The following is a 14,785-nucleotide window of genomic DNA, read 5'->3' as shown; positions in this document are numbered from 1 at the left end:
TGTTAGGCCTGCCGCCAGCGTTCAATCTGAGCCATGATCAAACTCTTCAATTTAAAGTTTTTGATTCCCTAAATAAATAGGGAGAGGCTCAATGAATACTGACTTCAAAACTACTTATGTAATTTTAAAGCTATTATCGTCCCAACAGAACGATAATGAATTGACTGTGCCAAGTCCTAAGACTTGATTGGTCACTTCGTTTCATTGAAACCTAATTTGATACCGAGGTATCTAATTGGATTATCATCAACGAGTGCCCACACAGATTGATAGGTCTATATTGTTAAAGAGCTTTTCTAACTAACTTGCCGCTTCAGCGCCTCGTCGTTAGGGGTGCGTATCTTACGCTTTCCATTTTGAGAGTCAAGCATTTTTTTCAAATTCTTTTTTCTCTTTTTCCGACTCGCTGTGTGACTTTCGTCTCACTCCGTGTCGGTGGATGCGCAGTATAGGGAATCCAGAAATGAGCGCAACTCTTTTTTTGAAAAAAACTTACCAAGCGGTCACTAATCCATCAAATGCGTTATATCTGCATATTTCTTCGTCACATTTGAGACATATCACAGCAATTGGTTGGAAAAACACCAACCATATACGTAAGATCCATGTGTCTATTTTGTTAATAGGCAGACAATCTCTTTATCATCTATATGTAGTAATCAAAATGACGTCTAAAAAAAATCTGACTTTGTGTGCTGGGTTGGCGGTCATTGGGGGAGTCATCTTCTCTCAGTTACCTGTGCCACCTGCCTTGAGCTTTGTTATCGGTGTTATCGCTACTGCTTTTCTTTTTTCACTTTCTAGCAAAACACCTGTTCTTCAATCTTCGGATTCCGATCCTTCAACTAAAACGCTGTATGTCGGCAACCTTCCTTATAAGGCTAATGAGAGTCACGTTCGTGATTTGTTTGCTGAGTACGGACAGGTTTACGCGGTACGCTTAATGAAAGATAAGCGTACAGGTAAAAGAAGAGGGTTTGGTTTCGTAGTGATGGCAGCGGCAGATGCAAAACCTGCTATCGCTAAACTTAATGAGAAGGAATATATGGAGCGTACGCTTAAAGTGCGTATTGCAAACGACCCTAAACACCCGGAAGGCGGTAAACCTGAACAGGATTAAAGCCTAAGTTCGCCAAACAGGTATTCAGTGCATCTTCTTGCCAAGGAGGTGCACTGGCATAAATCTTCTTACTCCCCTCTTCTCTACTCGCTTGCTTCATGTCACTAAGCAATAATGCTTTCACACGACGCGCGATGGCTTCACCCGAATCAACTAACGTTACTTCTCCACCCAATGCTTGATGTATTTCTTCTTTGATTAGAGGGAAGTGAGTACAGCCCAGTACTGCGACATCTACTTTATTACGCAGTGGGAGAAGAATACTTTCCAGCTCTGAAAGAGAAATGCGTTCACCGCGCAACTTTTCTTCTGCCATATCCACTAGTCGAGTCGAGCCTAATAACTCGACAGGTTTACCTTGAGCAAAGTCGCGGATAAGTTCATGGGTATATTGACGAGTCACGGTCGCTGGCGTAGCAATTAGCCCAACGCCTTGAGAAGCAAGTAGTGATGCCGGCTTTATCGCAGGAACTACACCAACAACTGGGATAGATAGATTAGCACGCAGTGAAGGCAGCACTATGGTACTTGCGGTATTGCAGGCGATGACCACGATGTCAGCTTGATGCTCTTCGACCAACGCTGCCACCAGCTTATTAACACGAGTAATCAGCACATCTTGATCGAGTTCGCCATACGGGTAGGCTTCGTTATCGAACAGATACAAGTAATCCATATGTGGCAGAAGTCGGTGGATTTCTTGGAAGACCGATAACCCTCCGACACCGGAATCAAACACTAGGACTTTTTTCTTACTTGATGCTCGCACGAGTCTTACCTGCAAATTAGAGACTCGGCGATCATACTGGTTAGATTTGTTTTGGCAATGCTTTGGCTTGGTATCTTTGATGACTGAATCGCTCCCCTATTTCCACTTCAAGCATAGTCAATTCTATATGTCCTTGAAATGAAGGGGTTGATGTCACCAATGTATGGAATTCGCCATTTTCTCCGCAGGGATCAATATGACCGGGGAATGACTCTATTAGTGCTTTGTCATACCAACGTCCACACCACTCCGACTGCAATAATTCTCCATCGGTCGTTACCAGCATGGTTTGAATGCCACGATCGACAATTTCAGTTGCTAACACCCTGCTCTCTTCTCCTAGCAAAGGGAAGACACACTCCCAACCAGCAGGCTCAATATAGCTGCGTCGATAATCGGCAATACCATTACAGAACATATCGCCAAACGCGACAGCTTCAATGTTTAGTCCACTACTATGTAATGCATGAACGATAGTCGATTGATAAATGTCGTTACTCGGGAAGACTTCTGGTAGTTCGATAGTTATGAGCGGAAGACCAAGTAAGTCAGCCTGCATTTGCACGACCTCAAGCGGGGTTGCTTGGAAAGGCACTTCTTTATCAACGTAGGTGGTGTACAAGCCAACCACCCGATAAAGCGGATTCTCGTTTAGTCGCTCCAACGTTAGCGTAGAGTCTTTACCACTCGACCAGCTGACCACGACACGTTTTGCTTTTGTCATTAACTTTCCTCGTTACCTATTTCCACTCGGACCTGACTCACAATAAGAAAGACCGCCGATGTGGCGGTCTTATTAGATTTGATTAGAAGCGGTAGTCTGCCGAAACAAAGTACTGGCGCCCTGGTGTCGCGTAGCCCACGTACATCTCGTAATCTTTATCAAAAGCGTTGCTTAGCTTCGCGTTGATATCCCAGTTTTGGTTTACTGCGTAAGAAGCCGTAAAGTTCCATAGGCTGTAGCTCGGCAACCTTGTGCTGCCATTAAAGCGTTCACCTTGGTAAAGATATTGCGAGCCCAACGTCCATTGGTCAAACGTCGCGTAAGCGTTCCACTTAGCACCACGCTTAGAGCGGTAAGCGAGTTGCGTATCTTCTGCGCCAGATTTATCGACAGGGTCTTTATAATCTAGGTAGAACTCATGAGATACGATATCTGTATCGAGTTTCACTTCTAGTTCGACACCCTTGATCTCAGCTTCACCAACATTTTGCATGCCAGCGCCTTCCCAAATCAACATGTTCTCAATTTGGTTGTAGTAACCCGTTACCGTCCAATCAACAATCGATACAGCACCAGATAGCGACAGCTCGGTATTTTCTGATTCTTCTGGTTTTAGGTTTGGCATTTCGTAGCCTGGGTAATACAAATCAACAAAGCTCGGCGCACGGAAAGCAGTACCATGGCTCAGGGTTAACTCATAACCTTCGTAAAAACTCCAACCCGCCGCAGTTTGCCACGTGGTGTTGTTACCAAACTGATTGTTGTCGTCATTACGTACACTTGCTTCTAACGTCCATACGTCATAAGCGTATTGAGCAATGGCGCTTATACCAAAGTTGGTTCTTGGGTTCTTTTCTGGATCGTAACTCTGGGAAGGTCCCCAATCACTTGGCGCAATGTAGCCCTTAGCGAGCTTTTCTGTGCGGTAGTCCAAACCACCACCAACGCTCCACTCTTCGTTTACGCTGTACGAGTTCAACCAAATCGCATTGAACTGCTCAATAGCAACGTGATCGCCGGTTGATTTGCTTTGACCTGATTTATGGTCATAGTTGTCTTGTTGGCCGTAAGCCAGTTTCAATTCAGATGAGTAAACGTCTTTGTTGTATTCCAACGACAGATCGGCGCCTACATACTCTACTTCACCGGTTTTCTTCTCGTGCTTATCAACCGTGCCCCATGCAGGATTACCATAGCTACTGTTGTCGTAGTCGTACTCATTGTTGTAAGCACTCACCCCAACATAACCAGATAAGTTGTCAGAAAAGTTTTGTTGGTAACCTAACTTCAGGTTGAGCGTTTCAAAGCCGTGCTCATCGCCATCATTTACACCCGGCAACGGTTTCACATTAAAACCATCGGTTTTCTCGTAACCTAGAACACCTTTAAAGTGTTTACCGTCACCTACCGGCTTAGAGACAACAAACGTCCCTTTCTTATGGTTATCCGACCCATAACCTGCGGTCACACGGCTCGCATCACTATCAATGTTCGCTCGAGTAATAATGTTGATTACGCCAGAAATCGCTTCTGAGCCATAAATAGAAGCACGTGCACCACGAATGTAGTCGATACGTTCAATAGAATTGATTGGAAACTGATTAAAATCGACGCCGCCCATAATCGCACGAGGCATACGAACCCCATCGACTAAAACAAGAACTTGGGATGAACTACCACCTCGCACATAAATAGAGGCGGATTGGCCACGCCCACCGTACTGGGCAACTTCAACACTCGGTAGTGTACGGAACACATCAAACAGACTGTTTGCTTGCAGGCGCTCAATATCTTCTTTAGTGACCGTAACGGTTTGTGCGAGAACCGCACCATCAATTTGCTGGAATCGGTTTGCGGTAACCACAACCGTTTCGTCTGCAGAGGCTTCTTGGGCCTGTAAATAAAAGGTAGGTGAAAGCAGCGATACACACGTGATCGCAAGAAGTGTTTTTCTCATTGTATTGTCCTAAATCGCGTAATTCCTACCGAGCCCTACTCATATTGAGCAGTCCAGTGCTGTGGCTCAGTTGCTGGCAGGTATTCGGACTTAAGAGCGAGATTACATCACCTACTTGCTCGACTTCCCACATAAACTAATGCAGTGTCTTGTTGAGCGTTCGTTCTCCTTTACCGCTGCGCGTCAGTTCTGGATTTCCACCAGATTCCCATTTCAGCCATCTAGATTGCTAGATAGCACCAGCTTGGGGCAAATACTATTAAGCTATTGATTATTTGTCCAGCCAATATTACCCCTGACAATTGTAACGATTTGGTTCATTGGTGTATCAACTGACACAGAACACACTATCTTTAAATCAATTAGGGTACAAAACTGGACATCCTATTGAGATTGAATAAAATCTGCGCTCTTAAATTGAATGCACCATAAAAGGTAAGATCATGGCTACTCTTGATGTAAACCCACAACGCTACCAAGAACAACTGGCTGAAAAAGTCGAACGTCTGAACGATATGTTCGCGCCATACAACGTGCCAGAACTGGAAGTGTTTGAATCACCAGAGCAGCACTACCGCATGCGTGCTGAGTTCCGTGTTTGGCATGAAGGTGAAGACCTTTACTACATCATGTTCAACCAAGAAACTCGTGAGAAATACCGCGTTGACCAATTCCCAGCAGCAAGCCGTCTGATCAACGACCTGATGCCACTATTGGTTGAAGCGATGAAAGACAACGAATCGCTACGTCGTAAACTTTTCCAAGTGGACTTCCTATCAACGCTCAGCGGCGAGATTCTGGTTTCACTGCTTTACCATCGCCAACTTGATGAAGAGTGGATTGAAAACGCAAAAGCACTCAAGCAGCGTTTAAATGATGAAGGCTTCAACCTAAACATCATTGGTCGTGCTCGTAAGATGAAGATTGTCTTAGACCGCGACTACGTAATCGAGAAGCTAGACGTAAATGGCCAGAGCTACATCTACCAACAAGTTGAAAACAGCTTTACTCAGCCAAACGGCAAAGTCGCAGAGAAGATGTTGGAATGGGCGGTTGACTGTACTCAAGAAAGTACGGGTGACCTACTAGAACTTTACTGTGGTAACGGTAACTTCTCTCTGGCGTTGGCTCAAAACTTCGATCGCGTACTTGCAACAGAACTAGCGAAGCCATCTGTGGTTTCTGCGCAATACAACATTGCAGCGAACGAGATTGATAACGTACAAATCCTACGTCTATCAGCAGAAGAGTTTACTCAAGCAATCGAAGGTAAGCGTGAATTCCGTCGTCTACAAGATGCAGGCGTGGATCTGAAGAGCTACAACTGCAATACGATTTTTGTCGATCCGCCACGCTCTGGTATGGATGTCGACACTTGTAAAATGGTGCAAGGTTACGAGCGCATCATGTACATCTCTTGTAACCCAGATACTCTGAAAGAGAACTTGGACATTCTATGTGAAACCCACAATGTGACGCGTTTTGCTCTGTTTGACCAGTTCCCTTACACACACCACATGGAAGCAGGTGTACTGTTGGAACGTAAAGCGTAATCCACCAGCCTAAGGCATAAAAAAAGCGAGCTCAATGGCTCGCTTTTTTGTTGGATTCGTTTTGCTTATTCAGCGGTGGTCTTCTTTTCCATGAAACCCAGTTTCTTACCGATCCACGCTAGGAGAATCATTGAAACCAGAATCGCGAAGAAGTTAGAGCCTGCTTCTGGGTATTGCGCTTTGATAAACGCAGAGTGACCAAATGCACCCACGAAGAAACACGCCAGACCAACAAGTGGGATATCTTCTGATACTGGGTTGTTAAGATATTCTTGGTAAAGCGCTTGTACAGCTAGCACGAGTGCAATCAGAGGGAAGATGGAAAAAGACACTTCGCTCATGGTCAACCATGACAACAAAGCATCACCACACATACCTGCAACCAGTGCCAAAATCAGCGTTTTCTTTTCAGATTTATTTCCATTCGACATTATTCTATTCCGCCTTTTAATCGGTTACGTTCACGTTCTTTGCGATACCAATAGGCCCCTTTGGCTATCATTCGCAATTGCATGATCAATCGCTCGGCGAGTTCATCGCGCTCACGTCGATCTAAATCTAAAGCTTCTGCACCGGAGCTAAACACCAAAGTGACCGACGCCTCAGCTTGAGTAAACGCCTCTTCTTTGGTCATGCCCGTGCTCATTAAGTACTCAGTTAATTCTGCCGCAAAATGCTGAATTTCTCGAGCGACGGCAGTACGAAATTCAGAAGAAGTGCCAGAGCGCTCACGCAACAATAAGCGGAAAACGTTAGGACTACTTTCAATGAATTCCATGAAGGTTTCAACTGAAGTTCGAATCACACTGCCTTCTTTAACAATACGCTGACGCGCTTGGCGCATCAGTTGGCGTAACAATAAACCGCCTTCATCCACCATGGTTAAGCCCAGCTCATCCATATCTTTGAAGTGACGGTAAAAAGAAGTTGGTGCAATCCCTGCCTCTCGGGCAACCTCACGCAAGCTGAGATTGGAAAAGCTGCGATCCGCACTGAGTTGATTAAATGCCGCATCGATCAACGATCGACGTGTTTTTTCTTTTTGCTGCGCGCGGATTCCCATCGATTTCATTCTTTAACTTGCTCTTTTTCTATTGGGTACGAGAGCTTCAATATAACGCATATCGCCCCCACGTATAAAGCGACGTTATCTACCGATAAGCGGCGAGCACGTTACTATTGCCATGCATCCAATTGCAATATTCTCGCTTCAAATAGTAGACATGCAGCATGCCAATTAGTTCTTTTGGGCGATTCTGCGTGATCACTTCCACTCTCTAGCAGGCATGACATGTTCCCAATAGAGTAAATGAGTTAAAATCCCGCTACAGCAATGTTAAGCAAATATAACAAGGAAGACATCATGGCGCATGCTAATCACTATGACGTGATCGTAATTGGTAGTGGCCCGGGCGGTGAAGGGGCGGCAATGGGATTGACCAAAGCCGGACTGAATGTCGCTATCGTAGAGAAGGAAAGCAGTGTTGGTGGCGGTTGTACGCACTGGGGAACCATACCATCCAAAGCATTGCGTCACGCGGTTAGCCGTATCATCGAATTCAATAGCAACCCTCTATTCTGTCGTAATAACACCAGCCTTCATGCAACATTTTCTGACATTTTAGGTCATGCGAAATCGGTCATTGATAAGCAAACTCGACTTCGCCAGGGCTTTTATGACCGCAATTCATGCACACTGTTGTTTGGTACTGCGCGCTTTATCGATAACTACTCCATCGCGGTGATGCAAAGTGACGGTACAGAAGAAGTGTACTCAGCAGATAAATTTGTTATCGCTACGGGCTCTCGTCCATATCAACCAAATGATGTCGACTTCTTGCATGAACGCATCTACGACAGTGACTCTATCTTGAGCCTGAAACACGACCCTCGCCACATCATCATTTACGGCGCGGGCGTGATTGGTTGTGAATACGCCTCAATCTTCCGTGGTCTAGGTGTGAAGACCGACCTGATTAACACTCGCGACCGCCTGCTCTCTTTCTTAGATAACGAAGTCTCGGATGCATTGTCTTACCACTTCTGGAACAGTGGCGTGGTAATTCGTAACGATGAAACGTTCGAGAAAATCGAAGGCACCGAAGATGGTGTTATCGTGCATCTTCAATCTGGCAAGAAGATGAAAGCCGACTGCCTACTGTATGCCAACGGTAGAACGGGTAACACAGACAAACTCAACTTACCTGCGGTTGGACTTGAAGGTGATTCACGCGGACAGCTCAAAGTGGATGGTAACTACCGTACAGAGGTGGAACACATCTACGCCGTCGGTGATGTGATTGGCTACCCTAGCCTAGCGAGTGCAGCGTATGACCAAGGTCGTTTCGTGGCACAAGCCATCACTAAAGGACAAGCTGACGGTAATCTGATTGATGACATCCCAACGGGTATCTACACCATTCCAGAAATCAGCTCAGTGGGTAAAACCGAGCAAGAACTGACTGCAGCGAAAGTGCCTTACGAAGTGGGACGCTCTTCATTCAAACATCTCGCTCGTGCACAGATTGCAGGTAAAGACATCGGCAGTTTGAAAATCCTCTTCCATCGTGAAACCAAAGAGATTCTTGGTATTCATTGCTTTGGTGAGCGCGCCGCGGAAATCATCCACATCGGTCAGGCCATCATGGAACAAAAAGGTGAAGCCAATACGATTGAATACTTCGTCAATACCACCTTCAACTACCCGACGATGGCAGAAGCGTATCGCGTAGCGGCACTGAACGGTTTGAACCGATTATTCTAATTCAATTGGGTTGCCATGATCCAAAAGCAAAAACAGCAGGTTTCGACCTGCTGTTTTTTTATGTGTAACTAGGCAAGAAAGCTTCCCTTGCGCCATTGATAGAAGAAGATAGCGCCGAGTCCAATCCCTCGCATTGCCATGAAACTGGTCATCGCAAACCACAGCGCATGGTTTTGCCAACCAGAGAACAAAAAGAAAATCGCAAAGAAACAGCACGTCGCTACGAACATACTGTTTCGCATATCTTTACCTTTCGTGGCACCAACAAAAATACCATCGAACAGGAAGCACCACATCGAGGCCAATGGCATGACCACCAACCAAGGCAGATACACCGAAGCTTGCTGCTGCACCGCGTCAATCGACGTGATCATGGCGATCAAGTGCGATCCCGCCAAACCAAATACCACAGTCAAACCTAAACAAATGATCAGGCTCCAAAAGAAAGTACCAATCAACGAAGCACTGAGTTGCGCTCGGTCTTTGGCACCAATCGCTTTGCCTACCATGGCTTCCATGGCGTAAGCGAAACCGTCCATGCCATAGGAAATCATCATCAAGAAACTCATCAATACTGCATTGGCCGCAACCACATCATCACCAAAGCTCGCGCCTTGGAAAGTCATAAAGCTAAACGTAGCTTGTAAACATAACGAGCGTAAGAAGATGTCGCGATTGAGTTTTACGAACCGCCCTAGTCCATGTTGAGTATCGGTGAGAAGGCTCTTAGGCGATGGCAATTGACGGGCATGCCATGTTTTCCACACACACATCAAGCCAAACGCCATACCTGAGTAATCAGCTATCACCGACGCAAGCGCTGCGCCTTCGACTTTCCAGCCCAAACCAATCACAAACAGTAAATCGAGCGCGATGTTGGTCACGTTAGTGATGATCACCATCCACATTGGGGCTTTGGAGTTTTGTGTTCCGAGCAGCCAGCCTAGCAACACAAAGTTCATCAACGCTGCGGGGGCGCTCCATACACGAATAGAGAAATATTGCATGCCGTAGTGCTTCACCTCAGCACTGGCATCACTCCAACCAAATATCAGATCCGCGATTGGGTTATGGGCAATAAGAAAGACTAACGCAAACAGCAATGCCATGAGTGAGCCTTGCATAAACACTAAAGCAAGTTGTTTTCGGTCTTCACCGCCATAGGACTGCGCCGCTAATCCAGTAGTCGACATACGTAAGAAGCCAAGTAACCAGAATGTCACACTGATCATGGTACTACCAAGGGCAACACCGCCTAGATACCAAGCGTGTTCAAGGTGACCGATCACCGCAGCGTCAACCAAGCCCAAGAGTGGAACAGTAATATTCGACAGCACCATAGGGATAGCGAGCGCTAACACTTGGCGATGCACTTGAGGATTCGATAAAGGAGAGAAGATAGAGTTTGTCACAGGCACCTCGTTGTTTAGATCAGCGAGTGTACCTGAGTGTCCAATACCTATCCAATTACCACTTGATGTGAACGAGGACTGGCGTGAGGCGATGTTTCAACATTGGGATCTTATTTAGCCAACGTTGCCATGCTTTCCAGCGTGAGCAGAATCGGTCGAATGGCGAGAAAGCTTTCACCCATTGTGCCCATGGTAACCAATGCAGTACTTGTTGTGCTGGTGCTTCAAAACCATGTGCATACGTATCTGAGCCGAGCTTCTGACCCCATTTACTTTCGGTTAGATCACCCGCTAATACCATGCACACTTCTGCCGAAACAAAATGGCGCCCCAGAGTTTGGATAAAGGTTGCGACGCGTGATTCATCACAATCGAGTAAAGCCATCTCACACAGAATCAATACTGGTGCTTTTTCGGGAATGCGTAGTTCATCTAACCAATTCATGTCTTCTACGTTGCCGCAACGATGCTCGTAACGTTCATTTTTGTGGAACAATCGCTGACGCCAAACTAGATTCTCAGTGACATCCAGTTCAATCCAGTGACAACGACCATTGTCCAAACGGTAGAAGCGTGTATCTAAACCTGCACCAACGTTGATGATCCAAGCGTCTGAGTGTTGTTGAAGAAAGTGACTGACCTGCTGATCGCACAGCTGAGTTAAGGTCACGTGCAATAGTTGCTTCTGATCGACATCACCACTAATACAATCTGGTGCCATCTTGCAGCTCAAACACGCTTTTGCGGCAATTGGATCGTACACCAAACCATTGTCGACCATGCTTTCGCGGCTGCGCAAAAACAACGGTTTCAACAGATGATTGGGTACGTGATGTTGAGGCTTGGACATGGGCATTTCCTTACGCCGAAAAGAAAATGATTAAATGGATTTAGATGATAATAAATCTCAATATCACTTGCAAGTTTTACAGCATAAACAAAATTCTCAACCGTTGGCGAGCGTAATAAGTTTGAAGGGAATGAAAACAAAGATAGAAAGCTTAGAAAACACAAAGCCCAGCAGTGAGCTGGGCTTTATTAGAATGCTTGAAGCAAGAAACCTACATCCAATCAGTGTTGCGGATGATGCCAACCGCTAGACCTTCAATCGTCAGGTGTTGCGACGTTAGGTCAACTTGGATTGGTGAAAATTCTTCGTTTTCTGCATGCAGCAGAACCGTAGAACCTTTGCGCTCTAGACGCTTCACCGTCACATCATCATCAACACGTGCAACCACAACTTGACCGTCGCGTACATCTTGAGTTTTGTGCACGGCCAGCAAGTCGCCGTCCATAATACCGATGTCTTTCATACTTTCGCCGTTTACGCGAAGTAGGAAGTCTGCTTTTGGTTTGAACATCGCAGGATCCACTTGGTAGTGAGACTCCACATGCTCTTGAGCCAGAATCGGCTCACCAGCAGCAACTTGACCAATCAAAGGCAGACCTTGATCGTCGTTTGCCGCATCTTCAAGTAGGATTCGGATCCCGCGAGATGCGCCTGGAATAATTTCAATCGCTTGTTTACGAGCAAGCGCTTTTAGGTGTTCTTCTGCGGCATTCGCAGAGCGGAAGCCAAGCTCACGCGCAATCTCTGCACGAGTTGGTGGCATTCCGGTGTCTTCGATTTTGCTTTTAATCAAATCGAAGACTTGTTGTTGGCGTGGCGTTAACGGCTTCATATGTCACCTGTCTTTTTATACAGTTAACTGTGAGTATATCCAGTAAATGGACAAATGAAAACCCAATTGGTTGTTTTTTAATTTATTTGCGCCAGTTTCAGATCCTACCCACAAACCTTAAGCGAACATGCGTTTTAAACACGAAACAACCAATTCGTCTAATGAAGGCAACAACCTAGGGGTTAGACTAATTTCCGCTCAATAAAATTAAAAGGTTTGACCAGTTTCTGGTATCCTTGCTGCGCTTAAAATTTATCGCCTAGGCTTATTTCTATTGCCGTATCTATTTCCTTTCCTATAGAAGATGGGGAAGCGGACGCAGAAATAAGGTTAGGCTTGTTTGAATACCTATTGAGGCTGTGAACTTTATGTCTTCTGGACAATCATTTTCACGTTCATTACTAAAACTACCTTTATCGGTAATGGTAAAGGGCACCACAATTCCATCGAATCCGATTGACGATCTCAACATCGACCTAGCGAAACCGATTGTGTACGCCTTACCGTTCCGTTCGAACGTGGATTTGCTGACACTACAAAAACAAGCTTTGAGCCTTGGTCTACCAGACCCGCTTAGCCCGCTAGAAATCAATGGCAAAAAACTGACTCGTTACGTGTTTATTGCCTCTCGTCCGACCGTGATGAGCAATGATAACGACGTACCGAGTGAGTCTGTTTCTCTATTTACTGAATTACTTGAACTGCACAAACTCGACAGTGAGCTAGACGTGCAAATGATCCCAGCAACCGTGCTTTGGGGTCGTAAGCCAGGTAAAGAAGAAAACCACAAGCCGTACCTGCAACCAATGAATGGTCCGCAAAAAGCAAAAGCGGTAATGGCAGCAGGTCGTGACTGCTTGGTGCGCTTTAGCCCAGTGGTTTCACTGCGTTACATGGCAGATTCTCACGGTACCGACAGCGCTATTGCACACAAGCTAGCGCGCGTTGCACGTATCCACTTCTCTCGTCAGAAGCTTGCGGCATCAGGTCCAAACCTGCCTCAACGCCAAGTGCTGTTTGCACGCTTAATGAAATCGCCAGCGATTGAAAAAGCGATTGAAGACGAAGCGCAAAGTAAAAACATTTCTATCGAGAAAGCACGCAAAGAAGCCCATGACATCATGGATGAGATTGCAGCGGACTTCTCGTATGGCTTAGTGAAGAACGGCGATCGTATTCTTGGCTGGCTGTGGACCAAGCTGTACCAAGGTCTGCACATCAACAACGCTTCGACCGTTCGTCGCTTAGCGCAAGATGGTCATGAGATCGTGTACGTGCCGTGTCACCGCAGTCACATGGACTACCTACTGCTTTCTTACGTTCTATACCATGAAGGTATGGTGCCACCGCACATTGCTGCGGGTATTAACCTGAACTTCTTCCCGGCGGGTCCAATCTTCCGCCGTGGTGGTGCATTCTTTATTCGTCGTAGCTTTAAAGGCAACAAGCTGTACTCAACAATTTTCCGTGAGTACCTATCAGAGCTATTTGCTAAAGGTTACTCGGTTGAGTACTTCAGTGAAGGTGGTCGTTCACGTACTGGTCGTCTGCTTCAAGCGAAAACCGGTATGTTGGCAATGACGATTCAAGCCATGCTACGCGGTCTAAACCGTCCAGTAACGTTAGTGCCTGTTTACATCGGTTACGAGCACGTAATGGAAGTGGGTACTTACGCCAAAGAGCTTCGCGGTTCTCGCAAAGAGAAAGAGAACGCGGGTCTTGTTCTGCGTACTCTACGTAAGCTGCGCAACTTTGGCCTTGGTTACGTGAACTTCGGTGAGCCGATTCAGCTAAACCAATACCTGAATGAACACGCGCCAGAGTGGACCAAAGACATCGACCATATGGGCGGCAGCAAACCACAATGGATGAACCCTGTGGTGAACGGTCTGGCGAACAAGATGATGACGCACATTAACGATGCAGCTGCGACCAACGCTCTGACCCTATGTGCGACTGCACTATTGGCGTCTCGTCAGCGTGCATTATCTCGTGACTCTCTGATTAATCAGATCGAATGCTACCTGAAGCTACTTAAGAACAACCCATACTCAAGCACTTCAACGGTTCCAACAGAAACGGCTGAAGAGTTGGTAGATCACGCTATCTCACTTGATAAGTTTGTGATTGAAACTGACACTATGGGTGACATCATTTCACTGGATCGTAGCCAGTCGATTCTGATGACTTACTACCGCAACAACATCATTCACTTGTTTGCTCTCCCTTCACTGATTGCTCAGATGATTATTCGTCAGCGCAACGTGACTGTAGAGAAGATTCAAGCCAACGTCGCTCAAATCTACCCATTCCTGAAAAAAGAGCTGTTCCTAAGCTACAAAGAAGAAGAATTGAACGAGCTGGTCGTGAAGATCTTGAACGAGTTCATTGAGCAGAAGATGATTTGCCAAGATGGCGACAAGCTGGAAATTAACCAGTCAAACAACCAATCATTGGTTCTATTAGGTCGTACTATCACCGAAACACTGCAACGTTACTCTATCGCAATGAACCTACTTGTGGCAGACCAAGAGCTGGGTAAATCTGACCTTGAGCAGAAGAGCCAAGATATTGCGCAGCGTTTGGGACGTCTACACGGCATCAACGCGCCAGAGTTCTTCGACAAAGGTGTATTTGCTGCAATGTTCAATACGCTGAAAGAGCAACAATACTTAGACTGTGATGGTAACTGTGATCTTGAGAAAACACAGCAATTTGCCAAACTGCTTTTTGCTTTGCTCTACCCAGAAGTGAAATTGACCATCGAAGAGAGTATCCACCAGCTGCAAGCATAATTGGCTTAA

Annotated in this window: 13 protein-coding genes and 1 riboswitch; of the genes, 5 read left to right on the top strand and 8 right to left on the bottom strand. The window is 46.0% G+C overall.

Going from position 1 to position 14,785, the window contains the following annotated elements:
• Window positions 1-664: 664 nt before the first annotated feature.
• The gene (locus GXP65_RS20555; protein WP_045401052.1) at window positions 665-1,120 is read left to right on the top strand and encodes an RNA-binding protein; all 456 of its coding nucleotides are present in this window, start codon (window positions 665-667) and stop codon (window positions 1,118-1,120) included.
• On the opposite strand, the gene murI is transcribed toward GXP65_RS20555, so the two are convergent.
• The 3 genes from murI to GXP65_RS20540 all read right to left on the bottom strand — a co-directional run bounded on the left by murI (window position 1,083) and on the right by GXP65_RS20540 (window position 4,570).
• The gene (gene murI / locus GXP65_RS20550; protein ID WP_105064538.1) at window positions 1,083-1,889 is read right to left on the bottom strand and encodes a glutamate racemase; all 807 of its coding nucleotides are present in this window, start codon (window positions 1,887-1,889) and stop codon (window positions 1,083-1,085) included. The two genes, GXP65_RS20555 and murI, sit on opposite strands and share 38 nt — an antisense overlap.
• 40 nt (window positions 1,890-1,929) lie before the next feature.
• Window positions 1,930-2,613, bottom strand: a complete 684-nt coding sequence (locus GXP65_RS20545) for an adenine nucleotide alpha hydrolase (protein WP_162093603.1) — start codon at window positions 2,611-2,613, stop codon at window positions 1,930-1,932.
• A gap of 82 nt (window positions 2,614-2,695) precedes the next feature.
• Window positions 2,696-4,570 carry a TonB-dependent receptor gene (locus GXP65_RS20540; protein ID WP_162093602.1) on the bottom strand — a complete coding sequence of 625 codons (1,875 nt, stop codon included), beginning with the start codon at window positions 4,568-4,570 and terminating at the stop codon, window positions 2,696-2,698.
• Between the two features lie 57 nt (window positions 4,571-4,627).
• Window positions 4,628-4,829: riboswitch (cobalamin riboswitch) on the bottom strand.
• Window positions 4,830-5,013: 184 nt separating this feature from the next.
• Here GXP65_RS20540 and trmA point away from each other — a divergent pair.
• Entirely contained in the window at window positions 5,014-6,123 is a 1,110-nt protein-coding gene (trmA, locus tag GXP65_RS20535) for a tRNA (uridine(54)-C5)-methyltransferase TrmA (protein WP_005430906.1), read from the top strand.
• A 65-nt stretch (window positions 6,124-6,188) separates the two neighbouring features.
• On the opposite strand, the gene GXP65_RS20530 is transcribed toward trmA, so the two are convergent.
• Both GXP65_RS20530 and fabR read right to left on the bottom strand, forming a co-directional pair.
• The gene (locus tag GXP65_RS20530) at window positions 6,189-6,554 is read right to left on the bottom strand and encodes a YijD family membrane protein (protein WP_005430908.1); all 366 of its coding nucleotides are present in this window, start codon (window positions 6,552-6,554) and stop codon (window positions 6,189-6,191) included.
• The gene (gene fabR, locus GXP65_RS20525; protein WP_005430912.1) at window positions 6,554-7,195 is read right to left on the bottom strand and encodes an HTH-type transcriptional repressor FabR; all 642 of its coding nucleotides are present in this window, start codon (window positions 7,193-7,195) and stop codon (window positions 6,554-6,556) included. The genes GXP65_RS20530 and fabR overlap by 1 nt, the downstream gene beginning before the upstream one ends.
• 261 nt (window positions 7,196-7,456) lie before the next feature.
• Between fabR and sthA the strand changes: the two genes are divergently transcribed.
• Window positions 7,457-8,887, top strand: coding sequence for a Si-specific NAD(P)(+) transhydrogenase (sthA, locus tag GXP65_RS20520; protein WP_012126563.1), 1,431 nt, complete (start codon window positions 7,457-7,459; stop codon window positions 8,885-8,887).
• A 68-nt stretch (window positions 8,888-8,955) separates the two neighbouring features.
• On the opposite strand, the gene dinF is transcribed toward sthA, so the two are convergent.
• Both dinF and GXP65_RS20510 read right to left on the bottom strand, forming a co-directional pair.
• Entirely contained in the window at window positions 8,956-10,299 is a 1,344-nt protein-coding gene (gene dinF / locus GXP65_RS20515; RefSeq protein ID WP_045421310.1) for an MATE family efflux transporter DinF, read from the bottom strand.
• Window positions 10,300-10,354: 55 nt separating this feature from the next.
• On the bottom strand, window positions 10,355-11,149 hold the full coding sequence (locus tag GXP65_RS20510; protein ID WP_162093601.1) for a class I SAM-dependent methyltransferase: 795 nt from the start codon (window positions 11,147-11,149) through the stop codon (window positions 10,355-10,357).
• 34 nt (window positions 11,150-11,183) lie between these two features.
• Between GXP65_RS20510 and GXP65_RS20505 the strand changes: the two genes are divergently transcribed.
• A complete protein-coding gene (locus GXP65_RS20505) occupies window positions 11,184-11,399 on the top strand; it encodes a hypothetical protein (RefSeq protein WP_162093600.1) in 216 nt (71 codons plus the stop codon).
• Here the strand turns inward: GXP65_RS20505 and lexA are convergent.
• A complete protein-coding gene (gene lexA, locus GXP65_RS20500; protein ID WP_005438488.1) occupies window positions 11,361-11,981 on the bottom strand; it encodes a transcriptional repressor LexA in 621 nt (206 codons plus the stop codon). The two genes, GXP65_RS20505 and lexA, sit on opposite strands and share 39 nt — an antisense overlap.
• A 368-nt stretch (window positions 11,982-12,349) precedes the next feature.
• Between lexA and plsB the strand changes: the two genes are divergently transcribed.
• A complete protein-coding gene (gene plsB / locus GXP65_RS20495; RefSeq protein WP_045372298.1) occupies window positions 12,350-14,776 on the top strand; it encodes a glycerol-3-phosphate 1-O-acyltransferase PlsB in 2,427 nt (808 codons plus the stop codon).
• The last annotated feature ends 9 nt before the right edge of the window (window positions 14,777-14,785 follow it).

The sequence above is a fragment of the Vibrio sp. LB10LO1 genome (assembly GCF_010092875.1).
GTDB lineage: Bacteria > Pseudomonadota > Gammaproteobacteria > Enterobacterales > Vibrionaceae > Vibrio > Vibrio campbellii.
The sequence above is the reverse complement of the archived record's forward strand: the minus strand, read 5'-3'. Positions and strand labels throughout refer to the sequence as shown.

Coding starts and splice junctions, on each gene's coding strand:
- GXP65_RS20555 (WP_045401052.1), top strand. CDS start 665: ATGACGTCTAAAAAAAATCTGACTTTGTGTGCTGGGTTGGCGGTCATT.
- GXP65_RS20545 (WP_162093603.1), bottom strand. CDS start 2,613: ATGACAAAAGCAAAACGTGTCGTGGTCAGCTGGTCGAGTGGTAAAGAC.
- GXP65_RS20540 (WP_162093602.1), bottom strand. CDS start 4,570: ATGAGAAAAACACTTCTTGCGATCACGTGTGTATCGCTGCTTTCACCT.
- trmA (WP_005430906.1), top strand. CDS start 5,014: ATGGCTACTCTTGATGTAAACCCACAACGCTACCAAGAACAACTGGCT.
- GXP65_RS20530 (WP_005430908.1), bottom strand. CDS start 6,554: ATGTCGAATGGAAATAAATCTGAAAAGAAAACGCTGATTTTGGCACTG.
- fabR (WP_005430912.1), bottom strand. CDS start 7,195: ATGAAATCGATGGGAATCCGCGCGCAGCAAAAAGAAAAAACACGTCGA.
- sthA (WP_012126563.1), top strand. CDS start 7,457: ATGTTAAGCAAATATAACAAGGAAGACATCATGGCGCATGCTAATCAC.
- GXP65_RS20510 (WP_162093601.1), bottom strand. CDS start 11,149: ATGTCCAAGCCTCAACATCACGTACCCAATCATCTGTTGAAACCGTTG.
- GXP65_RS20505 (WP_162093600.1), top strand. CDS start 11,184: ATGGATTTAGATGATAATAAATCTCAATATCACTTGCAAGTTTTACAG.
- lexA (WP_005438488.1), bottom strand. CDS start 11,981: ATGAAGCCGTTAACGCCACGCCAACAACAAGTCTTCGATTTGATTAAA.
- plsB (WP_045372298.1), top strand. CDS start 12,350: ATGTCTTCTGGACAATCATTTTCACGTTCATTACTAAAACTACCTTTA.